We start from the raw sequence: 25,814 nt of genomic DNA, 5'->3' as shown, positions 1-25,814 counted from the left end.
ATGTCGCTACAAGGAAAGACGCTGTTCATCACGGGCGCCAGCCGCGGCATCGGGTTGGCGATTGCGCTGCGGGCGGCACGCGACGGGGCCAACGTCGTGGTGGCGGCGAAAACTGAGTTACCTGATCCGCGCCTGCCCGGCACGATCCACGCTGCGGTGGAGGAAATCAATCAAGTCGGCGGACGGGGGCTGGCATGTGCGTGCGACGTTCGCTTTGCTGAACAAGTTCAAGCCGCCGTGGAGAAGTGTGTGACGGCGTTCGGCGGCATTGATGTGCTGGTCAACAACGCGAGCGCAATTCATCTGAGCGGAACGCTGGAGACGCCGATGAAGAGGTACGACCTGATGCACGACGTGAACGCGCGCGGCGCGTTTCTGTGCTCACAGGCGTGCCTGCCGTTTCTGCTGCTGTCGTCGAATCCGCACATTCTGAACATCTCGCCCCCGCTGCATATGGAATCGAGATGGTTCGCCCCGCATTTGGCCTACACGATGGCGAAGTACGGCATGAGTCTGTGCGTTCTGGGGATGGCAGCGGAGTTTGAGGATCAGGGCGTCGCCGTCAATGCACTTTGGCCGCGGACGGTGATCGCGACAGCGGCCGTGCAGAACCTGCTTGGGGGGGACGAGGTCGTGCGTCGTTCGCGCAAGCCGAGCATCATGGCCGACGCGGCCTACTTGGTTTTGAACCGCGACAGTCGCGAATGCACGGGCAACTTCTTCGTCGACGAAGAGGTATTGCGAGCGGCCGGCGTCAACGAGTTCGATCACTACTCGGTCACGCCGGGCAGCGACCTGATCCCCGATTTCTTTCTTTAGCGTCTGGCACACGCTTGGTTCGAAGCGGGAGAATGCAATGGTAAAGCCCTCCTGAGCGGAAGGGCGGCAGGAGGGGCCGTTAGACCGAAATGAAGACGTCGGTCGGGTCCGGGGCCACGCTGCCGGCCCCACTGCTACCGCTGCAAAATGCGCCTCCGTTCCGTAGACGCCGAAAAATGGCCGCGGCGTCGGCACGAACCCGTCGAGTAGGCCCGTCCAGGACAGGGCTGCCCAGCGCGGCTGTCACAAATTTGTTTTGCTTACAGCAAATCGTCGATTTCGATTGGTAGTCAAGTCGTCGCCTGACCGTGGTTAAGGCGACAAGCCTGTCCTCCTCGCCCCCCCAGGCCTACCGCGTCGACTGGAATTCCACGTTCGTGAGACCCCCGAGGTCGTTCGCGCCCCCTTTGGATTGCACCCGCTTGCCGTTGACGAACTCGAAGCCAGTTCGCGTCAAGGGGATGTTCGCCATGTCGTAGGTGGTGAGTTTGTCGAGGGCGCCCGCGCCGCCGTCGGTTTCAACACGATGCGCCCGCACGGCGACCATGTCGAGCGCGTCGTCGCCGTCACCCATTTTGGCGAATACCGTGTCAAGGGCGTAGATTTCGGTCAAACGGAACGTGTCGTTCCCTTTCTCGCCATGGAGATTGACGAATTTCGCATGGATATTCGTTATCTCCAGGACATCGTTGCCATTGAGAAGGTTGACCGTGATGAACTCGGGGGAGGAGACGTCTTGCATGCGGACGACATCGTCTCCCGCAGCAGCTTCGGGGTCGGAGAACGAATCGCCGAACACCGAGAGGTCGCCCCTCGCCACCACGGGACCAGCGACGACCCCCAGGCTCCTGGTCGTGCCGAGCTCCACCGTATCGGCGCCGGCTCCGGCGTCGATACACATGGGGTCCGTCGTCGCGTCGCCGAAAAACGAATTCTGAATGCTCACGACGTCGGCACCCGCGCCCGTTTCGACCCTCGTCGAGCCGAAGACGGCCGTGCCTTGTATTTGGACGGCATCAAGATCCGTGGCGCCCGGCACGCCGGCGATGCCCGCGCGGACCGTCAAGTCGTCGGCGCCCGTCGGATCGCCGACTGTCGTCCCCAACACGGAGACGCTGTCGCTGCCGGCGCCAGTGCTGATATTGACAGCGCCGGAAGTTTTCAGGTTGTTCACCAGAACGAAGTCGTCGTCGTTGGCGCCTTGACCGAACGAATCCCCGGCGAGAATCGTGACGTCCTTGAGCTTGGCATCGCGAACAACGACGCGGTCGTTGCCGCCGCCAAGATTTACGTGCAAGTTCAATCGCGGCGCGAGGGCGCCCAGCGGTTGTCCGAAGACGGCGGCATTTCCGCCGTTGATCTTCGTGAAGCCGTCGTCGGCGGCGCCCCCTTCGACGCGGATTCGGCCATCCTGCATCTGCGAAACCTGCACGGCTTGGGCGCCTCCGTTCCCCCCCGTTTCGGTGAGGAACACCGTCCCGTTGATAAGCTGAGCCCTGACGTCGCCCGCCATCAGCCGGCGGTCTTCGAGACGCTCGATCGAGAATCCGGGGCGGAGCGACGGTTGGCGGTTGCGAGCGGACATGGGGGAGACCTTTGGAAGGCATCGCCGGCGACGAGCTGGCCACTCAGGCGCCGGCTGGGTTTCCCTGAAGCGGAAACGGCCCGGCTTCGTTACCGACGTTGCTTCACAACAGTCTTGAATCCTATCGCCGCAGCCGGACGCCTGCCCGTTTCGGCAGCATGGGCAGTCGGCTTGCGCTCGCTTGTAGCATCCGCAACGCCGCAACGCTTACTCGGTTGGCGCCCCTATTCGCCGAACACTCACGCGAGCCAAAGCATGCGATCCTCCCGCCTAACCTCGTTGTTCTCCTCCACGCGGCCGTCGTCTCGCGGCCCGCGGCCCCGGCGATTCGAGCAGCTTGAAGCCCGACAAATGATGTCGGTCACGCCGCTGACCGCCGCGGAGTTCGGAACTCCCTCAAAGACCGACCCCGGTTTTGTCTCGGCGGCCGCCATTCCGCCGCTGAGCAGCTTGCCCGGCGCACCGGCGAAGATTTACTTGGATTTCAACGGCCACTTTCAGGCGACGCCTGCGATCAGTACGTTTCCTCCCAACTTGGCGTCGCCCGCATTCACCGTCGACGGCGAAGCGACCAACCCTTCGGCGCGAAACGACGCGATTCGCGATATCTGGGCGCGCGTCGCCGAAGACTACGCCCCGTTCAACGTCAACGTCACCACAGTCGATCCGGGGGACTTTTCCCACGCCTCGCACAATTTGCGGGTTGTCGTCACTGGAGAAAGCCCCACGTCGCCGGATGAGGGCGGCCTGGCCATGAAAGGTTCGTTTGCGGTCGAAACACTGGAAAACGTCGTCTACGTCTTCACCCGAGTCAGACACGACTCCCTGGAGGAAACTCCTGGTTCCCTTCGCGAGCTGCCGTTTATCGGCAAGGTGGCCTCCCACGAAGCGGGGCATGCGTTCGGCCTGGACGAGCAGGCGTTGTGGCAAAACGGCCAACTTGTGGAAGAGTTCCATCCGGGTTTGGGCACGAAGGGCCCCATCATGGGCAATCCTCGCGCGACGACGCGAACTATCTGGTGGCGTGGCCAGGACAAAGTGGGACAGGTTCAGGACGATATGGCGATCATCGCCAGCGCCACCAACGGCTTCGGTTTTCGGCCCGACGAAATGGGATCGTCTTTCGCCAATCCTCAGACGTTGACGAACTACGATCCGGTCTTCGGCGCCTTGACGGGTTCGGGCGTCATCAGCACGACGTCGGACGTCGACGTGTTCCGCTTCGACTGGAGCGGAGGGTTTGCAACAATTCGCTTAGATATCGGGACCCTTGGCCAAAGGGACACGGCGAATCTGGACCCTAAACTCGAACTCTATCGCCAAAATTCAGATATCGCCACGATATCCCCGGCGCCCAGTCGCACCGACCAACTAGCGACTCTCGTGAAGCAAGCCTCGCCAGGAAGCGGCCAGATCTCGATGGACATCCCGGCCGGGGTCTATTTCGTCAAAGTCGGAAGCCAAGGGGCCTACGGCGACGTCGGCCAGTACGTCGTTAATGTGCTGGACCGGAACGGTCCACGGATCGACGCGGCCAGCATCGCCACTGTGAGTGCGGGCGTAACCAGCGTTTTGGTCACGTTCAACAAAGACATTGACGCCGCGACGTTCACGACCGCCGACGTGACGGCGACTGGCGCCAACCTGCTGAGCGTTGCAGCGACCAATAGTCCGAGGGCGTTTCTGGTTACGGTGACGCCGACGGCCAGCACCGGCGCGTGGAGCTTCACCGTCGGCCCAAATATCAAGGACCGTTACGGCAACTTGATGGACCAGAACAGCGACCGTCAGCTGGGCAAGACGAATGACGTGTTCATCTTCAACAACCTCGTCGCAAGTGAATTATCCGCGGGCGGGATCTCAACGATCACCAAAAAGAGCCGGCTCAGCCCCCGTCTGGTCGATCTTGCGTTCGCCACGCGCTGAGACCAGCGGCACGGCCTGAATCGTCGTCGAGCACCCAAATACAGGGCACTTTGCTGAGAAATGACATGCATTAGAAGATCTCGGCAGCGAGAAGCCGAACGCGAGTCGCGCCTTTGATCAAGCCCGCCGATGCACGCGCCGTCACTGTCCGCCCAACAACCAAGCGCGATCCTACTTGCCATGCCGAATACTGCTGCGAGCGTCCTCTCCTGACCGGGGTGCACCGTCTTTCGCGAGCCGAGATGTGGGAGGTGTCGTTGCAGTCAATTCCGTGACCTCCTCTCCCGGCAACGATCTCCGCTTTTGCGTCGAGGACCTTTAACGCCTTAGTGGGTCTGCTGTTCTGCCCCGCGGCAAGCAGCGCTGATCGAGGATTCGTCCAATCCCTTGAAGACTTCCTGTTAACGCGCATACGGCATCGGCAGCGACGCGGCACAGTCTACTCCTGATCGGCAACTCCTTGATCGTTTGCCCATTCGAGGCGAATCCTAGCCAGCTTCCGGGCAATTGATCGTTCGACAACGCCAACATGATTGGCGATCTCGACGTTGGTGAAGCCCTCTAACTTCATCAATGCCACCGTTCGCAGTTCGGCGTCTAGTTGGCCGAGCAAGCGCTCAACTTGTTCGGCGACCTCCGCCGCGAATTGCGGCGTCGGTTCGTCGCCAACGAGATATGCAATATCTACGAATTGTTCTTCGGCGCTGCCGCTGCGCTTCTTGGCCTGCTGTCGCTTCACCTGGTTGATTGCCTTGCGCGCCGTGATCTTCACGAGGAGCGGCCACAGGCCCGTGCGGTCGTGCAGTTCGGGAAAACGTCCAGCGCGAGCGGCGGTGAAGAAACTATTGAAGACGCTCAGGACGACGTCCTCCTCATCCGCGTCGCGCTGCGGCGCCCCCGAGAGCCGAGTCCTTGCCAGCGCCGTCAGGCGTATGAAGTATCGATTCCACAACTGCTGCTGGGCTGCCGTGTCGTCGTCTGTTGTAAGCTGGCGTAGCCAGTGCGTTACTGACTCGTGTCGTTGCGAGTCCATTGTTCGTTTCTCAGAGCTATGCCACGGCTCGCCCTCCATCAGCGCCAATGCCATGTCTGAGCGGCCGCAGGAGCTCAATTCTATCGTTTAAGCCGTCAGCTCACCAATCAACGAAGCATTTCGAGCCAGCGATGTGATGTACAATCGCCGCTTTGGGCAAGGTAGACTTGGCGTGTGATTCATTCGAAAAGGGCGCGAAGCGTGAATGCTGACTCTACGGCGCGGCCGATGTCCCCCGAGGTCATGCGGATCGTCGATGAGATCTGCGACCAGTTTGAACGAGCGTGGAAGGTTGGTGCGCCGTCGCTGGAATCATATCTTGACCAAGCGCCGAGCGATTGTCGGCGGCACCTGCTCCCGGAGCTCGCTGCCATTGATTTCCAGTATCGACGCCGTGCAGTCGAGCCCGATCTTTCCTTCGACGAGTTTGTCGCCGCCCATCCCGCCATCGCCGAAGAGCTTCGGCCGTATGCCGACGAGTTTAATGGTTTCTTTGATTCGGCCTCGCTGGCGCCGCGAGCGTCGCTCAGTGATGTGGCGCTCGCGAGTTCCCGGCGACCGCAAGGGTTGCATATCCGTTGCCCGCATTGTGCGAGCCCCGTCGAACTTGTCGCCGACACGCCCGAAGAAGACGTCACCTGCCGCGAGTGCGGCAGCACGTTCTGTTTAGTTGATCGCGACGTCAACGCGACAACGGCAACGAGTCTCCGCACGATTGGTCGCTTTGAACTTCTCGCTCGGCTTGGCGTCGGCGGCTTCGGTACGGTGTGGAAAGCCCGCGATCCTGAACTCGATCGCATCGTCGCGATCAAGATTCCGCGTCGCGGTCAGTTGCGGGCCGAGGAAGTCGACTTCTTCTTTCGCGAAGCCCGCGCCGCCGCCCAGCTGCGGCATCCCCATATTGTGGCTGTCTATGAGATCGGCCGTGAAGACGATACGGTATTCATCGTCAGCGATTATGTACGCGGGGTGACGCTCTCTGAGTGGATGAAAACCGTCAAACCGAGCGTGCGCGAGGTCGCCGAGTTGTGCGTGGTGGTCGCCGAGGCCCTCGATCACGCCCATGAGCGGGGCGTCGTGCATCGCGATCTCAAGCCTTCCAACATTATGGTCGACGAAATCGGCCAGCCGCGGATTATGGACTTCGGTTTGGCGAAGCGCGAGTCGGGCGAGGTCACGATGACCTGCGACGGCCAAATCCTCGGCACGGCGGCTTATATGTCGCCAGAGCAAGCCGAGGGACGCGGACACTGGATTGACCGCCGCGCCGACGTCTACTCGCTGGGCGTCGTCATGTTCCAAATGGCGACTGGCGAGTTGCCTTATCGCGGAAGTTTCGAGGTGCAACTCGCCAGTAAACTTGTGGACGACGCCCCCGATCCGCGCAAGTTAAACCGGCATCTTCCGCGAGACTTTGCCACGATTTGTTTGAAATGCCTGGAACGCGAACCAAGCCGCCGTTACGCCGGCGCCGGCAAGGTAGCCGCCGAGCTGCGACGATTTCTGCAGGGCGAACCGATTCTAGCCCGTCCGTTGTCGCGCACCGCCCGCCTGTGGCGGTGGGCGAAGCGCAAACCTGCTCTGTCGACCGCCGCCGCGCTGGCTGGAATCATAGTGGTGGCCGGTCCGATCATCGCCTTCGTACTTGATGCTCAGCGCCGGGAACTAGACGGTCGAGTTAAGGAACTCGATCAACTCGTAATTGGCCAGGAGACCGCGAGCCGCTTGTTGCGCGGGGAGAACGCCGAGTTGAAGAAGTCGCTCAATGCGGCAAAGGGGTCGGCGACTCCAGCGGCGGACGACCCGCTTGAGTGGCGACGCGACCTCATCGATAACGTCATCGAGCGACGCTTCACGGCGGCCGGCACGGCGCTTGACGGCGACGCCCTCGACTTGGAGAGCCGGGTTCAACTACAGCTTGGCCTGGGTATGATGCTCGCGGCCGTTGATCGCACCGAAGACGCCGTGACTCAATTCACGGGCGCGGCGCATGATTTGGAGCGACTCGCCGTCGCTCGGCCGCTCGACGCGCGCGTTGCAGCTGCATGGGCCGACTGTTGCGAACAACTTTCGCGCCTTCATCGAGCCGCCGGGCGAACGGAGCCGGCCATGCAGGCGGCGGCCAAGGCTTTGGCAATTCGCGGCCGCTTAGCGGAGCGCCGTCAAGGCGGCGTCGCCGCGCAGATCGACTTGCTCGAATTACACCACTCGACTCCACCGACGAGCAAGTCGCTCGCAGCGATCCCTGAGCTATCGAGAATGGTCATCGACGACTGGCCGAGCGAGGCGGCCGCTCTGTACCAAGCCGCTTGCCGCCTCACCCGGAACCCGCCGCTTCTCAGCGCTCCGCCAATCACAGGCGCGAAAGACAACTAGGCGCGTCAGGTTAAGGCGTCTCCGAGTTCGTTTCTTCTCCTCCCCGCGTCGCCAATTGGCGATAGACAACCAGGTCTAGCGCCTCGTGCAGAAACTGGACGCTTCCATCGGCATAAGCGAAATGGGCGCCGCCCGGATGACGACTGCCGAACGCCAGTTCGTTGCCGAGAACTTTACGCAGTTCCACCGGGGAGTCGGAGTCGCGAACGTAATGGACGCGGCCGCTCTCCATCGCGTTGACGGGCCAGACGACGTGCTTGGCTGCGGCGACGCAGGCGCTGGTCGGAGCTTGCGATCCGCCCGATTTGAACCAGACGGCGCCGAGACTCCACGGTTCTTCGGTCTTGTAAATGGAACGTTCGCCGACTGCGAGCGTATGAGACGTGCCGTCGGCAATGTCGGCCGAACTGACCTCGCCGTGCAAATGCAGCACTCCGTCAGTAGCGACAATCCCGCACGCAACCTCTTCGAGAGGCCACTCGTGCCGCGTCTGCCCTGCCCCAGCGACGCCGACGTAGTTGGCGCTCTCCAGGTCGGCGCTGCTGCCGCTTGGCGGCTCCGCCGTCGGGCAGAGGTACGTCGGCGCCACCGTGCCTTCGGCGTGGAAGCGCGCGCCGCCGTCCCCGTCGGGCGCAATCTCCGTATACAACGGCCGCTGGTCGAGGTGGGGCAGCAGGAGCACATGCCAGCCAATGCTCTTGCGTCCGGAGCGGGCGTGCATCCGGGCGCCGGCGGGGAAGGAGCCGTGCTCCGCGTGGTACGCGTGGAGTGCAAGGCCGATTTGCTTGAGATTGTTACGGCACGAGGCCATACGAGCCGATTCGCGCGCCGCTTGGACGGCAGGCAATAATAGCGCCGCCAAGACGCCAATGATTGCCACGACAACCAACAGTTCGACGAGCGTGAATCCTGACCGGCAAGACTCGGTCGGCGGGCGATGCGCAGCGTTAGCGGGCCCCCTAATCACCTTGATCGTCCTCTCGGCCGCACAACTCGTCGCAACAAGGGACTAAGCAACACTCCCGCGAGTATTGCCGTCGACGCACTTGGTTCGGGAACGGCCAACGCCCGCGCAATTTGCGCGAACGCCGCCTGAGCGCTGCCGCCGAAGTTCTCAATCGCTTCAAGAAACGGCGGGATGTCGGCAAACGTGTTGCTGCCGTCGCTGTCCATATCTGCGAGGAAGGAGTCCGCCACGTCGCCGGCCAGGTAGAAGTCGACGTGGTACGTGTTGGGGTCGCGGATAGCGTGAGCGAACAACTCCACGTCGAGTTCGTCGACCCGGTCGTCGCCGTTCATGTTGCCCCGTAGTTCGGTATAGAAGACGTTAAGGCCATTACTGATGTCAAATTCAGGTATCCAGGAACCGTCTCCCACCCCCGAACCGAGAATGTCGGTAAAGGCGCCTTCAAGTCCGCGTGCCGATAGCACGGCGTAACTGACGCCAGGCTTCGGCAGCGCGCCGCCGAGGAAGGAGAGATCGAGCGTCCCGCCGAGCGTCACGACGCCGCTGACGTTGATTCGTTCGAAGGCGCCCGAGCGAAACTCGATCTCAAGCCGAGCGTTGGCCGCGAGTTTCAAGTTTCCGTCAATCTCCAGCGTCTGTCCCGGCGCCACCGTGGCGGCGGCGCCGGTCCCGTTGCCGATCGCCACGTCGCCGACAATATCGCCGGTTGCACGGAATGCGCCAGCTTGGATCAGCAGGCTCGAGGCATTGACGACGCCGCCGTTCAAGTTGAACGCGCCGCCGGTTTGCGTAAGTGCGCCCGAGAGGTTGACCGTGCCGCGATCGAGCACCGTAAGGTTCCCGCCAGTCGTCAAGCTGGCCGCCGACAAGAGACTCGTCGCGGGGCCGCCGCCGCCAAGCGTAAGATTTCCCGCTGCGGCCACCGCGACATTTGACACGACGTTGAGCCTGCCGGGACTCGAGCCGCCCGTAATGACCAGCTCGCCCGGCAGCGTCCCCGTCCCTAGCTCAACTGCCAAGACCGTCGGCACGACGATGGCGTCGATGGTCGCCGTGTCGCCAACGATCGTGGCCGCGTCGGCCGTAGCGGGTACAGCGTTGAATTGCCAATTGGCCGGCTCGATCCAGGCGGAAGTGCTCCCGCCCCCATCCCAAAGAACGCCGCGGGCGGGAGTTGTGAAACTAGCAATCAGTAGAGACGCGAACAGCCAACCGTAAAGCGGCGCAACGTCGGTCGCCGACGATTTGGCCGGCGTCAAAGTGACTCGAAAAAGCAACATGGAGCGCTCGCGTTGCGGAGTCAGGTCTCCAGGCCAAACGGCTAAACGTTCGAAAAGCAAGTTAACGACCAAACGTCCAGCAGCACGAGGGATTCTACAGGAATTCAGAGCTCACGCCCAAGTGAGAGTCGAATTAGCGTTCAACGGCCCAATTTCAGGCGTTAATTTTGCGATTTGGTTATGCTACACGCGAGAAGCCGTCGGGCGCCGGCGGTTCAAGTGATGCTGCGAGACCTGTTCTATGTTCTGGACTGGCGCGCCGATTCCGAACACGAAGCTTCTGAGGGCGTCGGTCGTTGCGGCCATTGCATGGGCCATGACGTCGGGCGAGGCGCGCGCCGAGTCGATCGTGCATTTCTGGCTCGCGGACGCCGACACGGGGCCGACCGTCCCGGTCCTTTTTGTTGCGCCAGGCGCGGTGGGCGAAATCCAAATTTGGGCGCGGCCGGCCGAAGGTTATCGCATGTCGGCCTTTGCGCTCGATCTGACTGCCCAACAGCCGGGCGTCGTCTCGCTTCAAGGCGTCGACGTGCTGAATCCTCAGTTGGCGGCGATGCCGCCCTTGTACCGACATCAGATTGTGTTCGACTCGGCGAGCGGCCTGGAAGTCGCGCCAGACGAAATCTATGGTTTCCTCGGTTACTCGTTTTTCGAGAATGCCTTGGGGCTGCCCAATGGCGCCGGGATTGGTCCCGAGTGCGGCGATTGTTCGACGGCCAGCGGCGCTCCGGCGTGGCACGTGGCGACGGTCGAATTCCAAGCCGGCATGTCGCCTGGCTCGGTCGAGCTGTTTCTCAGCATCGGCGAACAGGGCGTGTGGCAGTCGCCTGGCGACGCCGTGGAGCCCGATGAACCGAGTGATACGAGCGTCGTCTTCGGCCTGCCGAATGACGTCGTGAACCAATGGGCCGTCTTGGGCGAGGGAACTGACCATCGCCACGAACCCCAAGGGCTTCCCGACGCCGTGATCAAAATCGCGACCGCCGATTTCAATCAGGATGGCGATGTCGACGGCGATGACTTCCTCGTCTGGGAACGCGGGCTCGGCGTCGGCTCGACGTTGTCGGAGGGCGACGCCGATAGCGATGGCGAGGTCGACGCCAGCGACTTGGCGGCGTGGCGCTTTCAGTTTGGCTCCGCCAACGCGGCGTCGACCGTCAGTTCGGCGGTTCCCGAGCCGACGGAGTTGGTTGCCGTCGCCTGCCTGGCGGCAGTTTTTACCGTTCGCCGTCATCGTTGCTTTTTTGGCCGGGAAGTTAAACTGTGGCGCTGACCGCCAAACCAAAGTCGGCGAACGCATCATCCCACGGCGAGGCAGCTTCGTCGTGGCCCGCGACGGCGGCGTCACTGCCAGACATCAACGCGAAGGCCCAATCACGGACATCCGCAGTGAGAGGTTTGTTGGCGGCGACGCTTGGCGCCTTCGCCTGGGCTTGCTGTTTCCGGGATCGCGACGCCTGACGGACGACACTGTCAACTCGAGGAGTTGAGCGACCAGCTAGTGGCCCATAGGCGAAGGCGTCCAAGCGGTGCTCGTCGTCTTGAGGGACGGCGGCGATCGACGCCACCGGCGCCATCGCATTCTCGAAGGTCAACTGCCCGCCGCGAACTTCTGCCGGCAGCAAGCTGTTACCGAAGTTCCGCTGCCAGACGAGGAAGTCGCTGCCGTCGAGATCGTCGCCGAAGCGGGCGTAGAAGCCCAGCGTCGCATGCGTGAGGTCTTCGCCATTGACCACGCCGTTGCTGTCGAAGTCGCCCGGCCCGCCGTAGATCTGCGGGTGCATCAGCGACGTTTCGATGCCGCTGTAGTTGACGGTCGCGGCTCCAATCGTCATCGCGCCGCTACCGACCAAGTACAAGCCGGGCACGGTCGCCACAGCGTAGAGATTCTCCCCATTCACCGAGAGCTGATCGCCTGGGGCGAAGATCGGAAAGTCGCCCTGGACGCTGATCGTCGCGAATGCGGGGCTGTCGATGTTGAACCGATCGCTGCCGCTGTTGCCGTCGAGCGAGAGCGTTGCAGCGGAGCCGGTCCCATCGACGTTGAACTCATCGCCCTGATTACCCGCGGCAATCGAGACGTTCTCCATGGCCGTGAAGCCGAGTTCCACCGGCACCGCCACGTTGTCGAAGAGAATGTGTTCCTTGAACCGGGACACGGTCGACGGCGAGATCGCGTAGACGCCGCCGCCGGGGCCCAGTTCGTAAGGATTGTTCTCGTCGTGGACGTGGAGCGAGTCGTTCCCGGCGCCGCCGTCCACTTGCAGTCCGTGAATCGTCTCGAAGTTGGCCCCGGCGGGGCTCGTATTGACCACGTCGTCGCCGGCGCCAGTCTGCAGCTGGGCCCCGGCTGAGGGGACGCTCTCAACATCGACCACGTCGCCCTGTCCGCCCGTCTTGAGGGTCAACTCTTCAACGCTGCTATACGCGACCTCGATGGAAAGGGGGAGTAAGAGATCTCCCAGCGGCAGCCCCGTCATGCGCGAGACGCCTGCGGAACTGACCTCGTACTGGCGGTTGAGTCCCGGATAGGTATACGGATTGTTCTGGTCATTGAGGACGATCGAATCGAGCCCCGCATCGCCGTGGAATACGAGGTCGTCCACCGTCTCTAGATTCTTGCCGGCGGGGCTCGCATTGAGGATGTCGCCGCCGGCGCCGCCGTGAATCGTGGTGAGACCAATGGTCGTCGCGTGGACGCGAATCACGTCGACCATGTCCGTGGCCGTCAGCTCAAGATTTTCCACTTGAGAGAATTCAACCCCGACGCCGTCCGCGCCGACGCCCGACACGCTGCCCAGGCTAGAGACGTAACGCGACACGTTGTCGGATTCCACGTCGTACTGGCCGACGGCGTCAGGATCAGCGCTCGCCTTGTTATGATCGAACAGCCGAATCGTATCGAGGCCCGCCTGTCCGTCGACCTCCAGACCGTCGACGGTCTCCAGATTACCGGCCGACTGGGCGACGATAATCGTGTCGTCGCCATTGCCGGTGCGTACCCGAGCTTGGCCGGACGTTTTGCTGACCACGCTAACGACGTCCTGCTGGGCGCCGGTGGTCAGATCGAGATTTTCCACGCCCGAGAAGCCGACGACGACCGGTATCGAGAAGGCGGGGTTGCCGGGGAACGCCGGATGTGCGGCGTACCGTGCGACCGAACCGCTGGCGGCGGTGTAGATTCGGCTCAGCGCGGCGTTGCTGTAAGGATTGTTCTGGTCGTTGACGACCAGCGAGTCGTCGCCGGTCCCGCCATTGAAGGTCATGCCGTTGACCCATTCAATATTCCGCACGCCCGGCATGACGCTCACGGCGTCGTTGCCGAAGCTTCCGTTGATGTTTAGATCGATTGACGGATTCCACCCCTCAATGGTGAACGTGTCGTTTCCGAATCCGCCGTTCAACGTCAACGAGTCGAACGTGTCGATCCAGTGGATGAATTCGGTTGCGCCGTTGAGGACGACCTCAATCGATGGACGGAAGCCGTTGTTGTCGAGCCGGATTAGAAAGTCATCATCCGACGAAGTGCCGGCGACGGTGAGCTCGCTCCAGGCATTGACGTAGGCAGTCTTCAGCATGCTGCCGATCGATCCCCCAGGCAGATTGCCTAGCTCCGAATTCATCAAGTACGACACTTCCACGTCGGCGGGCAGAGCGACGATCTGCGAGCGGAAGTTTCCCGAGGCGCTGCTGGTCGCCCCGTTGTGGGTGAAGAACTCGCCGAAGGCGTCTTCCGACTGGTACCAGCCCAGCTCTTGATCGTCGCGCATCTGGCGCGTTGCCGCCGTGAGCAAGCTGTCGTCACGGCGAATGCCGTCGAGAAACGTCGCGAGTTCCCGGGCGGACATTTTCCAGCCGAACGCGCCGCCGGTATTCGTCAGATTCGACTGCGACAGCCCGGGCAAGTCTTCGGCGGTCGCCAGGTTGTAACCTTTCGCAGGGTTGACGTCTGCCGGCGCCAGGTCGGCGACGATTCCCAGGGGTGCGAAGATTTCGTCTTGGACGTACTCCTTGTAGATGCCGCCAGAGGTCGCGTCGCGATTCGCATAGTTCGCCGCCGTCAGGTTGATGCCGGGGTTCAGCAGCTTGGGCAGCACCACTTTAGCGAGCAGCGAGAAGTTGGCATTGTTGTAACTGGAACCCCAACGCGGCGCGTCGTAGACGCCATCGGCGGCCACCGTTGGCGCCGGCAGCCCCGCCTGCACAAGACTTCGCAAGTTCGTGAACGTGTTTTGGCCATAGCTCTCAAAGTTCACGCCGATCGAGTTCCCCTCTTCCAAGAAGCCGCTGGTGTGCGTCAGCAAGTGGCGCAGCGTCACGTTCTGGACATTGGCGCCCGGCGTCCAGTCGCTCGGCAAATAGTCCGTGAGCAGCGCGTTAAGCGCGGCATCGAGACCGCCCGGCTGCGATTGCAGTACGTGGAGGACGGCCGTCGCCGTCACGGTCTTCGAGACGCTGGAGATTTCCATCTCCGTGAGCGAGTTAAAGTCTCGCTGGGGCGCGTCGGCAACGGTGCGGGCTTGCCCGCCGCCGCCGACGGCCGCCAATGTCTGGCCGTCGAAGTTGATAGCATAGCCGTAACCGACGGCGTTGCCGTCGGACATCAATTCGATGTTGTCCCCAAACAGGCTGGCGTCGAAGGTCGACTGGCCCGTTACGACGGCCATGACCCGCCGATCTTCGAGCAGTTCAAATCGGCGCGGGCGGTCAACGATAGCACGACTCCGAGACCGCTTTGATCGTTTCAAGAGACCCATAATTGACGGCTCCCAACTCCACGCTTGGTGGAAACGTTCAGATTCCGAGCACCATTGGCAAATTGCCCCGCTCGCACAGGGCTCTTGTGGCCCTGGCCTGCGTCCCCCTTTCGTGGAAACTCCCCGGAAGGAGGCTGTCTAAAGGGGTAATCAAGAATCGTGACGAGAACCGGACAGCTTCGTGAAAAAAAAGTTTCGCCCGCCGAATCGAGCCCCAAAGGATCCCTGTGCAGAGCCGTGTCGGATCGAGCCGGCGACGCCATCCAGCAATGCACGGCAGTCACTCACGGCTGCGCGTCAGCGCAGGCGACTGGGCGGCGGTGTAGCAAGCGGGGCCGGAGCTGGCGCCGGCTAGCAGACTCGCCAAGGGCGGCGTCGTGGCGCGAGTCGGCGATTGGGCAATCCGCTGACGATGATGCACTGCGCAGCGTCCTCCGCGCGCTTCAACCTAAAGCGCGCCCTGCTCTGGAGGGTCAACAATAAAAAGCACGCGCTGCAAGCAGGCAGAAAAACCCGACGTTGCGCCGGGGGGGCAGCCCCGACGCAGCCGCCGGATTCCATCAAGAATCAGCGGTGCGGAGTGTAGTGTTGCACCGCTTAACGGAAGTAGACGCAACTGCCGGACCAGTGCGAGACGTTCGATCTCCGCACATTTTCCGGCCGAGCTGACGTTCGCATGGCGCATTGGGAGCGCGCAGTGTGCACCTGTGCTCACTCACAATTTGCCGGCAGCGCCAGCGAGGCGATGCGACCTCGCTCCCGTCCAGTGCATGCACGTCACGCGGTCGGTGGGGCTTGTGCGGTAGTTTACCGCGGCCGTTTCGCAAACGGACGCGGACTGGCGGGTATCATCTGCCTAATGCGGGTAACCGTTGCGGCCTCATCACGAGCCCGCTTGGGCCGAGCCGTCTCGTCGTTCCAGTCGACCAGCCCGATGCGGTCGCGGCATACACGTTGACCAATTCCGCCTTCGGCGCCGCTGGGCAACTAGGTAACTCGTCGAGGCGATTGGCGCCGGGGCGTTGACGCGAATATTGAACTGGTCCAAGGGAGTTCAGCGCTGGCGATCTGGCCCTTTGGCAAAATAGTTTCGGAGCATCGCCGTTCTTGGCTGCGAGTCCTGCCGTACTTAAACAGGCGGCCTTTGAGATGCCAATCCTCGCCGCCTGGTCGCTGGCAATCGCGATATAATGATCGCTGCGTTGTCGGAGGTGAGGCGGCGACGCCCGTTCTATCCGCGCGATCTTGCTTCATCGGCAGCGCACGCGATGGGGACTTCAAATAGGTAACAGATCATCTTCAAGCGTCCGGCGATATCACCGCAGTCCACAGGGTCTTCCCATGATTTTCCGTCTGTCGCAGAAGTTATCGATGAAGCTTGGCGAGGCGCCGACGAGGGTCCTCCCGCTCGATCAGAATCCGCTGGCCGATTGGTCGGGGCATCTCTTCTTGGCTGATCGAACCCAGTACATCATCGTCACGAACACCGCCTCGCTCTATTCGGCGCTTCTTTATGGTCGAGGCGTGGTAGACGGCGGACGATTGATCGAACGCGGCTTGGCGGCCATTCGCGACGTGTTGGTTGACGATGGACTGGGGTTTATCTACCTACGGTCGGTGGCGCCGTCGGCCGCGAGCGTCAGCTTCTCGAAGTCGCTGAATAGGTCCGTCACGGGGTCGATGAACGACCTCATCAACTGCGCGAAAATGTGGCTCCTCGACGAAGACCTGTCGCCCTACGACGCCTCCTTCAAGCTCAACGAGATGCCAATGTCGGCGATCAAGTATGCCAACCCCCGAGATGCATTGATGTCGCTGTCGGCTGGCACGCCAGAGTCAACATGAACGGTCGCAACATTCACCATGAGTCGGCAGCGGACGGATATGCTCAAGGGCCGTCTGGCAACCTCGCTGCCAAGCCGGCGGTGATCCTGCGTTGGCGGCCAACGCAGATCCTTAACTGGTCCCTTGAGCATTCACGCCGGACCGGTTTGCTCTACTTGGAATCGAACCAAAGGCACTCGTGCGTGCCGATTGCATAGCAAAATGGTTCAGCAGCATGATGACTGATCATTGCCCGCGCTGCGGAAACGCCCGTCCGTCGAACGAGCATTGGCCAGTGCGATGACGCACGCCAACCTTTCCGACGCCGACCAACAGAGGCAGGGTGGCGACGCGAGATCGCGGTTTACTGAAACAAACGCCCTCGGCGAACAGATCATTCAACGAAGCCAAGGTCTGCGGTTGCGCGCCGCAGTCAACTCCTGCAGGAGAAAGCGATATTCCCAGTGGGTCACTAGGGTGAAGCAGCGTCGCCCGTCGGCTGCGTCGGCTGTTTGAGTCGCACGAGCAACCATTGCTCCGTTTGATCTTTACCAAGATGGAGCAAACAGGGCGCCTCATCCTTCGTGAGGTTGTAAAGTCCCGTCTCAATGACGCTCGTCTTGTTGTCGCCGACGGTGAAGGCCAAGCGCTGCGTCTTCTTATCGATCGAGCCTTGGACGACTTGATTCTGCTTCGTCGCCGAGTCGGTGTAGTTGCCCCGGATCACGCCTTCCTTGTTGACGGCCAATTGAATGCTAATGTCGGAAGTGGTCTGATCGGGCCTGGTGAAAGCGAATACGCCCAACGGCAACCAATCCCCGTCAGAAGAGGCGGCAGCTGCGACACCCGCCGCGGCGATTTGATTGGCTTGATCGTAGTATTGCTCTGACGTGCCTGCATCATCGCCGTTGACATAGACGCTGCCGTCTTCATAAGTGACGTTATTGCCGTAGTCGTAGTAAGCAGGCGGCTCGTCCGAGTATCCGCAGTAAGCTGATGCGGAGTTCCACGTGCAGGCGTTCCACGCGGCGCCGGCCGCCCAACCGGCGGCCAGCCAGGCGCCTGGGTACTGCGCGTACCAACCCCGACCATACACGCCCCAGTGCGAGTAATTGCTTCGCACCGCGGCGCCGGCCATATATCGACCGGACGGCGTGACGCGGGCAAACCCGGCCGCAGCGCCGCGCGGTCCCGCAGTGGCTCCGCGCACGGCCGCTCCGCCTTCCGGACCGCGAACGCCTCCGACGGCGGCGACTTGGCCGCCTGGGCCGACGCCAACGGCCCGCCCGGCCGCAGCGCCGCCAGCTCCTTTGACTCCGCCGACTGCCGCCGCGCCGCCTTGTGGACCAACGCCGACGGCGCGGCCGGCCGTGTTTCCGCCTGGTCCAGTAACGGCGATTCCCGCTGCTTGGCCGCCGCGAGGGCCTTCCGCCGTCCCCGTGTTCACGTCGAAGTTTCCGCCGCCGCCAGCAGGAAGCTGACTTGCAGTTCTACTGGAGTTGGCGCTTAGGCCATGCATCCCCTCGTCGGACGGCAGTCCGAGGAAGCTACTAAGCTGATCACGGCTCGGCGCTGAATAGCGATTACCGCCGGCTCCAACGCCGCCGAGTTCTCGGCCGCCGACGCCTCCGGCTCCGCGTTGACCCGCCGCGCCGATGTTGGCGGCTCCGCGATTCTGCACGCCCGCGCCCGATGGCCCCGTGGGTCGACTAGGCGATGGCCGCTGTCCCCCGCCGATATTCGATGGGGCCGATCTACCACCCCCGTAACCGCCCCCCCCTCCTCCACCGTAGCCCCCGCCGCCAGGCCGCGCTCCACCAGAAAAACCGCCGCCGCCCCCGCGACTCATGCCGCCGCCGCCGCCGCCGCCCCGGCCGCCGCCGCCGCCGAAGCCGCGACCGAAGGTCGGGTTGGTGGGAAGGAGGCATAGCGCGACGCAAACAAAGGTCAACACAGATCGAGAACTCATAGCACTGTCCCTAGTAAATTTAGTTGGGCGCTGCAGGCGGCTTACTTCTGAAGCAGACGTCGCATAATCACTTCGTCGCTGTCAGGCAGCGGTATCGCGTTGACGGATCGATCCACTGATTGCCAGACGTAGGCATTGTCGTCGAGTCGACGCAGTTGATTGACGGCCGAAGTCGCTGCTCCATCGACAGTGACGCCGCTGACCGACGCATGCCATCCGCCCTCGATCGGCGTCCAGATCCCGACAGCGAAGGAACCGTCAGCGCTAAAGTTCCATGACTGGACGCGTTGAGCTTGGGCGTTCCAGCCGATGATTTGGACGCCGCTTGTTTGCACGCCGTCGGCGGCCTTCGTCGTATACCTTCGCTCTACGAAGCTCTTTTCGCCAATCCATTTGCACACTGACTCCATGGTGACGCCCTGCTCCTCGGCCGTCCAAGTTCCAATGAGCCATTGCAGGTCGGCAATGTGCTCCTGGGCCGTTCCTCCGTCCGTTGGCGCGTCACGGACTGACGCCATGAGCCAACGCCCATCGATCTGGACGTGGACGACCGAATAGGCGCCAGCGGTCGATTCCCCCCCCGCGGGGAGCGTCAGGACGGCATGCCCGTCTTCGATGGCTGCATCGGAGCTTAGCAATCGGACCGAGTCGACTTCGAGCGCGATTGACGCTCCCGGATTGGCTTTAAAAAAATCGGCGTAGCGATTCTCGATCGCTTCCCGGCCAGCGTACGCAGTGGCAGATTCGTCGATGTATTCGCCGCTTGGAGTCCAAAGCGCCGCGATCGCCTTCGCATCGCCGCGATTGAATGCTTCGGCAAACGCTTTGGCTGTTTTCTGAATAGCCGCCGCAGGCTCGTCGGCTGCTTGCACGCTCGTAGCGGCACCGCCGTTGACCCGTGGCTGCTGGGCTTCAGCCAACGGCCACATTGCTGAAAGCGCGAGCATCAAAGTGGCCGTGGCCGCCAGTTGCAGTTTCATCAGAACGCCTTGGGATTGGGCCAGCGGATGTTCGGTCGGGGCGACCGAGCGGCGAAGTTGAAAGTCAATAGACTCAAGGTTCGTTCAAACTAGCTGAGAGTGGCGACGAATACAACAATCGTCGCATTGTTTGCATACTTCGACCGCGCCGGTTGCCGCGCGGAAGGTCGGAAATACGTGTGTTTGGACGCCAAAAGTCGGCGCTGCGCCGATTACGCCACGACGAAAACATAACCTCGAGTGATACCGGACCGTTCGTCGAAGAGCCTCGCTGCAAGGTCGGCCACTTGTGAGCTGTATTCGTCTGCCGAGAGAACCATCGACTGCACCGCAACGATCAACCCGACGCCCATCATCACGAGTGACGCCAGGACCACTAAAAGAGTCGTCAGCGCGGCAAACCATTTGGGAAGTCGCCATCGGTTGACTTGATAGTCTACGACCGGAGCTACGACCGCCGTGATGAAGATGGCCAGCACGAAGGGAACCATCACAGCGCGCGTATAGGCCAACGCGATGGCCAACATTCCGGTGGCGAGGATCATCATCGATCCAACGACTAGCCAGATCTGCTCGTTGCGAATTTCGATGTTCTTCCTGGTGGAGCGCCTCGTCGCGACGTAGGGGATCCGAGATTTGCAACTAGGCTGCTAACAACGATGGAAGCCAGCCAATCGGCTCCCGCTTCGAGCGGCTTTCGAGTTAAACGATTTTCGCGCTAAACAATCTGAAGCGATATAGACCTTCATTCTTGCAGTGACCAGAATTAGTCGGTGAGCACTGCATCAAGAATACCTCAGTGGCGTTTCTTTACCACGCGTTACACGCCTGATCCGACGCTCAGCACATTCTTGTCGCGGGCTCAGACTCAGGAGAATACAAACGCCGAGGTCACCGTTAGCGTGCTTGATGCCGCCGAAAGTGCAAGTTACTTCGGCGTGTCATTGGCACGGCGTGGCATCCAGCCCGTTTATATCCGCGTCGTCAACCGATCTCAGGCATTAATGCGGCTGCGGCTCGTTCAAATTGATCCCAACTATTACACGCCGCTCGAAGCCGCGGCGAGGAATCACTTTTCGTTTGCAAAACGATTGTCCGCCTTCGGGCTCATCGGATGGATATTCCTTCCGCTGCTCGTGCTGATTCCCCTCAAGCTGATCACGGCATACCGCGCGAATCGGCGAATGGATGAATTCTTCAGCGAGCATGCCTTTCACATGCGACCTATCCCGCCAGGTAGCGTTTCGGAAGGCTTCGTGTTCACCTCGATCGATGCGGGGATGAAGGTGGTCCCGATCTCGCTCCACTCGGAAAGTGACCTACTCGGCGTTGCCGCTCTTGCTGACGCAAAGGATGACGTCCCAGTCGATTTCATCTTCTCGATTCCAGTGCCAGGAATTTCCGTTGATTTTCTTAGCCGCCACCTCAGCGATTTGATCAGTCCCAGTTCACGCAAAGACTGCGACGTTGTCGCGTTAAGCGCGCATCTGAAGGAAATGCCTGCGGCGACGTCGAATGCAAAGCAGACCCGAAATGGAGACCCCTTGAACCTTGTCGTTATCGGCGACTTTGACGCCATGCTCAGCGCTTTCATCGCGAGATGGGATGAGAGTGAAGTGATTACTTTATCAACCTGTTGGAAGACGGTTCGCTCATTCCTGCTTAGCAGCCATTATCGCTACTCTCCCGTAAGCGCACTCTATCTCTTCGGAAGAAGTCAAGATATCGCCTTGCAGCGCAGTAGGAAGTCGATTAACGAACGACTTCATTTGAGGCTCTGGCTCACTCCGTTGCGGTATCAAGGTGAAAGCGTCTGGCTGGGACAAGTGAGCCGCGACATTGGCGTTCGCTTCACCTACAAGACTTGGAACTTGACGACACATCGAGTTGATCCCGATGTCGACGAGGCGCGAGACTATGTTATTGAGGATCTGACTCAGGCGGAGCGGGTCGACGCGACTAGCTACGTGGACGGCGTCGGCAGTTGCTCAAGTACGGCCCCCCGCCGCAACTTGACCGGGGATCCATATTTCACGGACGGCAAAAGAGCCGTTATTTTGCTTTCGAAACAGCGGAATCAATTGCATAGCGCCACCGAACGCTAAAGGCGATGAGTCGATGCAAACTGACATACCAAGACGGAATTGGTGACCTGCTACCATCAACTCCTCTCATGCAAGTAAAGGTTTCCGAGGCTTCACTTTGCCCGGCATGTCTGGCAAGTTGAAGCAAACTCCCTGGGCGCCAGGTTGCCAGGGCACGATGAGATCGATGTTCATTGTCATCCGTCCGCCAACTGCTGATCTACTCCTCAGCGAAATCTAACGACAAGAACCGGTTTTCGTTCAGGTGCTCGGCTCGAAGCCGACAGTTAAAGGATTCAATCATGGCATTGTGCGTCGGCGTGCCAAAGTGCTGGGAGATCTTCGTCAAGTCGCCGAGTCTGATATTCGCCGTGAGACGCTGCGGTTGTTCTCGGCGATAACGATCCAAGTCTCTCTCTAACCGTTCCAGCTCGCGTAGCTTCTCGTCGTTTACGCATGGATCCGCGTCGCGATGAGAGGGAACGGTTCTCCTGGAGCCACGCGACGTCTTGTTCATACTCAGCCAAACTGTTGCAGACCAGGTAGGGATCTTTCATGAGGACCTGCCACTACTCTGGCGCTAACCGTTGAGTCAGCTGACGGACGCGACGCGTCTTGGGATTCTGACGAACCCGACCGTAAGCGTAGGCGCCGGTGTACATCGGGTACGTCTGCATGTTCGCAGCGTGCAGAGATGGGGCCGAGGCTATTGAATCTCGCCTTTAACCCTGGCAGAGTTCGCACGGGCAGCCGATCGTCGGCAGGATCACGCATTCCCAACGGAGACGCGTTCACCGCCGAGTAGCTGTTCATCATTCGTTGACGCCCGATGCGGGCAACGCCACTGCTAAATTGGCGACAAAAACGGGGCAAGAATCATTGAGGACCCGAGGTTACCAGTCGGCGTCCGATCGTAAGCGCGTCTTCGCGACGTCCGCTTACGCTGTCCCGGAAAACGTCCACGCGCGAGCGACGTCGACATCTCGTCGACCGCGCTGGCGGTTCGGTCGACGTCAGTTGGCTGCGCCAAGGACGTTCCCACACTCATCGGAGAACCGTATGTTCGCACGTCTCAAAACATGGTTGTTCCAGTCGTACCAATGTCGCTACTGCGACGGCGCGGGATACGAGTCGAACCTGCGGATGCTGTGGAACGCTTGGCGATCCTGGGCATTCGTAGCGCTGGTGGCGATCTTGGCCGCGGAGCGAATCTGGGCGCCGGCGGCACGACCCGCGGCCCGGCCCCACGTCGGTCCGCCGCCAGCTGCCCAGCGTTAGGCTAATGAGCTTTGCCCATTCCTCCCGACTGCGAACATGGCCGGTTCAAGTTCTCGCCGACCGGCTTGGAGAGCAGCTAAATATCCGCCCAGACCACGGCATCCCGAAGTGGCGTGCCTAGCTCTTCACGGCCGCCCGCCGCGGCCCGTTGTGCGGTCCTCCAGCCACGCCCCCCTCTTCCTCCCCCGCGAGGCCCCATGCCACAAGTCTTGGTCTACCTGTTGTCGCTTGCGCTCACCTTCACGGCGCTTGCGCTCGCGCGTCAGATCCGTCTGCGCCGCGCCTTAGAACAACTGCTCCGCCGCATTTTTACCCACTGGAGGGCCCGTGAACCCCACGAGCATGCTCGCCCGGACGAAACTCATGATTCTCTTGCTAATGATCGCCGGCTGCCGTGACCGGTCGGTCGAAATCGCCCGCGAAGCAGCCGACCGTCAGGCCGCCCAGAACGAGGCGATGATCGGCCTGCAGCGCGAAGTCGCCCACGGCGCCGAGCGGCTGGTCACGGCGGACGCCCAGTCGCGTCATGAACTGCTGGCGGCGCATCGTCGGCTGCAAGTCGACTACGCCCAATTATCGGCCCACTACCTGGAACTGGAGTCAGAACGCCGGCGCGTTGACGCCGAGCGCCGCGCGACGACCACGCTCGCCGCTGCGCTCCGCGGCGGCGGACTCTTCGTCGTCGCTCTCGCCACGCTGGCCGTCGTTCATCGACTCCTAGGCGCTGCTCAAACGGACGCGGCGTGCGCTGAACTTGCGACGGAACTCCTGGAGAGCGACCTCCTTGACGCGTCGAGGCTCCACGAGCAAGTCCCTCGCCTTGACACTCCTCCTGCGCTGCCACGTTTACCGGAGAACTGAATGAGCCACATCGTTCGCATCAGGACCCAAGTTCGCGACGCCGCGGCGGTGACCGCCGCGGCGTCGCGGTTGGAACTGCCGCCGCCGGAGACCGGCACGTTTGCCTTGTACGCATCCGCAGCGACCGGCCTCGCCGTGCGCCTTCCCGGCTGGCGCTACCCGATCGTCTGCCAGCTCGCTGCCGGCGAACTCGCTTATGACAATTTCGAGGGCGCCTGGGGCGATCGCGCCCAACTTGACCGCTTCTTGCAGGCATACGCGATCGAGAAGACGCGACTGGAATCGCGTCGCTCGGGCTACGCCGTCACCGAAGCGCCCCTCGCCGACGGCTCCGTCAAACTCACCATCCATCTCGGAGAATCCCCATGACGCGTCTCGAACTGATCATTGGTCCCGCCGGCGAGATCCGCGGCGAGACGCGGGGCTTCGCTGGCCGCTCCTGCTTAGAAGCCAGTCGCGACTTGCTCCAGACCTTGGGGCAGACGACCAGTGACCGGCTCACCGCCGAGTTTTACGTCATTGCGCAGGCTGACGTCGTGGCGCAGCGCTGCGAGTTTCGTTAGTCCCCTCACCTCTTCAACGTCTGGAGCCCCCTCACGATGTCTGCACTCGCCGTCGAGCTGACCGAATACGTCCGCGCCTGCTTTAGCGGTATCTGGATCGAAACGCTGGAACCGGAAGAGGCGCTCGCCGAGATCCGTCAGCTCTGCCGCGAACGTCAGTGGCGCCTCGCCAGCTGGAATCTTGAAACGGGCCTCCGCGTCGCCGGGGAGTCAGTCGCGGCAGACGCCCCCGATCCGCTCGCCGCCGTTCGCTCCGCCGAAGGACTCGCCGCGCCGGAAGGGGCGGGCCTGTTGGTGCTGGAGAATTTTCACAGGTTTCTGGGGTCGGCCGAGATCGTCCAGGCGCTTGCCCGGCAGATTGAACTGGGCAAGCGTCAGCGGACCTTTGTGATCATTCTCGCGCCGGCGGCGACCCTGCCGCTCGAACTCCAAAAACTCTTCGTCACCCTGGAGCATCCTTTGCCCGACCGCGCGCAGCTTGAACAAATCGTCCGGGAGCTGGCGACCGAAGGCGAAGTCCCCGCCGACGCTGCGCTTGGCCGGTTGCTGGACGCCGCCGCGGGACTGACGCGCTACGAAGCGGAAGGCGCATTTAGTCTGTCGCTGGTCCGCCACGGCGCCTTGGAGCCCGCCACGGTCTGGAACCTTAAGGCGCAGCAGTTGCGCCAATCGAAGCTGCTGTCGCTCGATCGCGGGACCGCGTCTTTTGCTGAACTCGGCGGACTGGAGGCGCTCAAGACGTTCTGCCAGCGAGCACTCGCGCGGCGCACGCGCCATCAAGTCTCCGCGCGGGGCGTCCTGCTCCTTTCGCCGCCGGGCTGCGGCAAGAGCGCCTGGTGCCAGGCGCTGGGCCGCGAAGTCGGCCGCCCAACCCTGCGCCTCGACGTTGGCGCCCTCTTGGGGTCGCTGGTGGGCGAAACCGAACGGAACGTCCGGCAGGCGCTGGCGATCGCCGAGGCGATGGCGCCCTGCATCTTGTTCGTCGATGAGGTCGACAAGGCTCTCTCCGGCGCGAGCGGTCAGGGCGACTCCGGGGTCTCGGCGCGGCTGTTCGGAACGCTGCTCAGCTGGCTTTCCGATCGTACGAGCGACGTCTTTGTCGTCGCGACTGCCAACGACGTCACTCGACTGCCGCCCGAATTCTCCCGCGCCGAACGCTTTGACGGCGTCTTCTTCATTGATCTGCCGTCGCGCGCCGCCAAAGAGGCGATCTGGCAGATCCATCGAACTCGCTACGGGGTCGACCCGCACGACCCGTTGCCGGATGACGACCACTGGACTGGCGCGGAGATCGCCGCTTGCTGCCGATTGGCGACGTTGTTGGAACTGCCGCTGGCAGCGGCCGCGAATCAGGTTGTCCCGGTGGCCCTTTCGGCCGCCGAGTCGCTCGCGGCGCTGCGGCGCTGGGCCAGCGGTCGTTGTCTCGCCGCCGACGCCGGCGGCGTTTATCGCTCGACCACGACGCCCCGGCGCCGCCGGAGCGTCGATCCATCCGCCAACTAAGCTGGGAGA

Annotated in this window: 20 protein-coding genes; 11 read left to right on the top strand and 9 right to left on the bottom strand. The window is 62.0% G+C overall.

Annotation, left to right across the window (positions count from 1 at the left end; translation table 11 throughout):
• The gene (locus I41_RS13575) at positions 1–819 is read left to right on the top strand and encodes an SDR family oxidoreductase (protein WP_145433205.1); all 819 of its coding nucleotides are present in this window, start codon (positions 1–3) and stop codon (positions 817–819) included.
• A gap of 349 nt (positions 820–1,168) precedes the next feature.
• On the opposite strand, the gene I41_RS13570 is transcribed toward I41_RS13575, so the two are convergent.
• Complete coding sequence (locus tag I41_RS13570) at positions 1,169–2,404, bottom strand: hypothetical protein (RefSeq protein WP_145433204.1); 1,236 nt, start codon at positions 2,402–2,404, stop codon at positions 1,169–1,171.
• A gap of 351 nt (positions 2,405–2,755) precedes the next feature.
• Between I41_RS13570 and I41_RS13565 the strand changes: the two genes are divergently transcribed.
• Entirely contained in the window at positions 2,756–4,330 is a 1,575-nt protein-coding gene (locus I41_RS13565) for a hypothetical protein (RefSeq protein ID WP_145433203.1), read from the top strand.
• A gap of 439 nt (positions 4,331–4,769) precedes the next feature.
• Here I41_RS13565 and I41_RS13560 read toward each other — a convergent pair whose 3' ends face one another.
• Positions 4,770–5,363, bottom strand: coding sequence for an ECF-type sigma factor (locus tag I41_RS13560; RefSeq protein ID WP_168206894.1), 594 nt, complete (start codon positions 5,361–5,363; stop codon positions 4,770–4,772).
• A gap of 201 nt (positions 5,364–5,564) precedes the next feature.
• On the opposite strand from I41_RS13560, the gene I41_RS13555 reads away from it, so the two are divergent.
• Positions 5,565–7,739 (top strand): serine/threonine-protein kinase, encoded by a 2,175-nt coding sequence (locus I41_RS13555; RefSeq protein WP_145433201.1) that lies wholly within the window; start codon positions 5,565–5,567, stop codon positions 7,737–7,739.
• Positions 7,740–7,749: 10 nt separating this feature from the next.
• On the opposite strand, the gene I41_RS13550 is transcribed toward I41_RS13555, so the two are convergent.
• Both I41_RS13550 and I41_RS13540 read right to left on the bottom strand, forming a co-directional pair.
• Entirely contained in the window at positions 7,750–8,706 is a 957-nt protein-coding gene (locus I41_RS13550) for a DUF1559 domain-containing protein (RefSeq protein ID WP_210420942.1), read from the bottom strand.
• Positions 8,703–9,986 (bottom strand): hypothetical protein, encoded by a 1,284-nt coding sequence (locus I41_RS13540; protein ID WP_145433199.1) that lies wholly within the window; start codon positions 9,984–9,986, stop codon positions 8,703–8,705. Before I41_RS13540 ends, I41_RS13550 begins: the two co-directional genes overlap by 4 nt.
• A 241-nt stretch (positions 9,987–10,227) precedes the next feature.
• On the opposite strand from I41_RS13540, the gene I41_RS13535 reads away from it, so the two are divergent.
• The gene (locus I41_RS13535; RefSeq protein ID WP_145433198.1) at positions 10,228–11,259 is read left to right on the top strand and encodes a hypothetical protein; all 1,032 of its coding nucleotides are present in this window, start codon (positions 10,228–10,230) and stop codon (positions 11,257–11,259) included.
• Here I41_RS13535 and I41_RS13530 read toward each other — a convergent pair.
• Positions 11,243–14,653, bottom strand: coding sequence for a serine hydrolase domain-containing protein (locus I41_RS13530; RefSeq protein WP_168206893.1), 3,411 nt, complete (start codon positions 14,651–14,653; stop codon positions 11,243–11,245). The two genes, I41_RS13535 and I41_RS13530, sit on opposite strands and share 17 nt — an antisense overlap.
• A 1,431-nt stretch (positions 14,654–16,084) precedes the next feature.
• On the opposite strand from I41_RS13530, the gene I41_RS13525 reads away from it, so the two are divergent.
• A complete protein-coding gene (locus tag I41_RS13525) occupies positions 16,085–16,588 on the top strand; it encodes a DUF6933 domain-containing protein (RefSeq protein WP_145433196.1) in 504 nt (167 codons plus the stop codon).
• Between the two features lie 451 nt (positions 16,589–17,039).
• Here the strand turns inward: I41_RS13525 and I41_RS27260 are convergent, their stop codons facing one another.
• From I41_RS27260 to I41_RS13515, 3 genes are all read right to left on the bottom strand, one after another.
• A complete protein-coding gene (locus I41_RS27260) occupies positions 17,040–18,536 on the bottom strand; it encodes a protocadherin (RefSeq protein WP_168206892.1) in 1,497 nt (498 codons plus the stop codon).
• 41 nt (positions 18,537–18,577) lie between these two features.
• Complete coding sequence (locus I41_RS13520) at positions 18,578–19,516, bottom strand: YybH family protein (RefSeq protein WP_145433195.1); 939 nt, start codon at positions 19,514–19,516, stop codon at positions 18,578–18,580.
• A gap of 212 nt (positions 19,517–19,728) precedes the next feature.
• A complete protein-coding gene (locus tag I41_RS13515) occupies positions 19,729–20,061 on the bottom strand; it encodes an AI-2E family transporter (protein WP_210420941.1) in 333 nt (110 codons plus the stop codon).
• A 228-nt stretch (positions 20,062–20,289) separates the two neighbouring features.
• Between I41_RS13515 and I41_RS13510 the strand changes: the two genes are divergently transcribed.
• Positions 20,290–21,621: an LssY C-terminal domain-containing protein gene (locus I41_RS13510; protein ID WP_145433193.1), complete on the top strand. Its 1,332-nt coding sequence runs from the start codon at positions 20,290–20,292 to the stop codon at positions 21,619–21,621.
• Positions 21,622–21,820: 199 nt separating this feature from the next.
• Here I41_RS13510 and I41_RS28635 read toward each other — a convergent pair whose 3' ends face one another.
• Complete coding sequence (locus I41_RS28635) at positions 21,821–22,117, bottom strand: integrase core domain-containing protein (RefSeq protein WP_391524808.1); 297 nt, start codon at positions 22,115–22,117, stop codon at positions 21,821–21,823.
• A 542-nt stretch (positions 22,118–22,659) separates the two neighbouring features.
• On the opposite strand from I41_RS28635, the gene I41_RS13500 reads away from it, so the two are divergent.
• The 5 genes from I41_RS13500 (at position 22,660) to I41_RS13480 (ending at position 25,805) form a co-directional block, all read left to right on the top strand.
• A complete protein-coding gene (locus I41_RS13500) occupies positions 22,660–22,878 on the top strand; it encodes a hypothetical protein (protein WP_145433192.1) in 219 nt (72 codons plus the stop codon).
• Positions 22,879–23,241: 363 nt separating this feature from the next.
• Positions 23,242–23,739, top strand: a complete 498-nt coding sequence (locus I41_RS13495) for a hypothetical protein (protein WP_145433191.1) — start codon at positions 23,242–23,244, stop codon at positions 23,737–23,739.
• Complete coding sequence (locus I41_RS13490; protein WP_145433190.1) at positions 23,740–24,108, top strand: DUF1257 domain-containing protein; 369 nt, start codon at positions 23,740–23,742, stop codon at positions 24,106–24,108.
• Positions 24,105–24,302, top strand: coding sequence for a DUF2997 domain-containing protein (locus tag I41_RS13485; RefSeq protein WP_145433189.1), 198 nt, complete (start codon positions 24,105–24,107; stop codon positions 24,300–24,302). The genes I41_RS13490 and I41_RS13485 overlap by 4 nt, the downstream gene beginning before the upstream one ends.
• A gap of 36 nt (positions 24,303–24,338) precedes the next feature.
• Positions 24,339–25,805 carry an AAA family ATPase gene (locus I41_RS13480; RefSeq protein WP_145433188.1) on the top strand — a complete coding sequence of 489 codons (1,467 nt, stop codon included), beginning with the start codon at positions 24,339–24,341 and terminating at the stop codon, positions 25,803–25,805.
• Positions 25,806–25,814 lie beyond the last annotated feature (9 nt).

The organism is Lacipirellula limnantheis, assembly GCF_007746075.1.
GTDB classification, from domain to species: Bacteria; Planctomycetota; Planctomycetia; order Pirellulales; family Lacipirellulaceae; genus Lacipirellula; species Lacipirellula limnantheis.
The sequence above is the reverse complement of the archived record's forward strand: the minus strand, read 5'-3'. Positions and strand labels throughout refer to the sequence as shown.

Excerpts from the sequence above, each read along its gene's own strand:
- I41_RS13500 (WP_145433192.1), top strand. The coding sequence starts at position 22,660 with ATGTTCGCACGTCTCAAAACATGGTTGTTCCAGTCGTACCAATGTCGC.
- I41_RS13490 (WP_145433190.1), top strand. The coding sequence starts at position 23,740 with ATGAGCCACATCGTTCGCATCAGGACCCAAGTTCGCGACGCCGCGGCG.
- I41_RS27260 (WP_168206892.1), bottom strand. The coding sequence starts at position 18,536 with ATGAGTTCTCGATCTGTGTTGACCTTTGTTTGCGTCGCGCTATGCCTC.
- I41_RS13565 (WP_145433203.1), top strand. The coding sequence starts at position 2,756 with ATGATGTCGGTCACGCCGCTGACCGCCGCGGAGTTCGGAACTCCCTCA.
- I41_RS13515 (WP_210420941.1), bottom strand. The coding sequence starts at position 20,061 with ATGATCCTCGCCACCGGAATGTTGGCCATCGCGTTGGCCTATACGCGC.
- I41_RS28635 (WP_391524808.1), bottom strand. The coding sequence starts at position 22,117 with ATGAACAAGACGTCGCGTGGCTCCAGGAGAACCGTTCCCTCTCATCGC.
- I41_RS13485 (WP_145433189.1), top strand. The coding sequence starts at position 24,105 with ATGACGCGTCTCGAACTGATCATTGGTCCCGCCGGCGAGATCCGCGGC.
- I41_RS13540 (WP_145433199.1), bottom strand. The coding sequence starts at position 9,986 with ATGTTGCTTTTTCGAGTCACTTTGACGCCGGCCAAATCGTCGGCGACC.
- I41_RS13525 (WP_145433196.1), top strand. The coding sequence starts at position 16,085 with ATGATTTTCCGTCTGTCGCAGAAGTTATCGATGAAGCTTGGCGAGGCG.
- I41_RS13535 (WP_145433198.1), top strand. The coding sequence starts at position 10,228 with ATGTTCTGGACTGGCGCGCCGATTCCGAACACGAAGCTTCTGAGGGCG.
- I41_RS13495 (WP_145433191.1), top strand. The coding sequence starts at position 23,242 with ATGATTCTCTTGCTAATGATCGCCGGCTGCCGTGACCGGTCGGTCGAA.
- I41_RS13560 (WP_168206894.1), bottom strand. The coding sequence starts at position 5,363 with ATGGACTCGCAACGACACGAGTCAGTAACGCACTGGCTACGCCAGCTT.
- I41_RS13575 (WP_145433205.1), top strand. The coding sequence starts at position 1 with ATGTCGCTACAAGGAAAGACGCTGTTCATCACGGGCGCCAGCCGCGGC.
- I41_RS13570 (WP_145433204.1), bottom strand. The coding sequence starts at position 2,404 with ATGTCCGCTCGCAACCGCCAACCGTCGCTCCGCCCCGGATTCTCGATC.
- I41_RS13520 (WP_145433195.1), bottom strand. The coding sequence starts at position 19,516 with ATGAAACTGCAACTGGCGGCCACGGCCACTTTGATGCTCGCGCTTTCA.
- I41_RS13480 (WP_145433188.1), top strand. The coding sequence starts at position 24,339 with ATGTCTGCACTCGCCGTCGAGCTGACCGAATACGTCCGCGCCTGCTTT.
- I41_RS13530 (WP_168206893.1), bottom strand. The coding sequence starts at position 14,653 with ATGGCCGTCGTAACGGGCCAGTCGACCTTCGACGCCAGCCTGTTTGGG.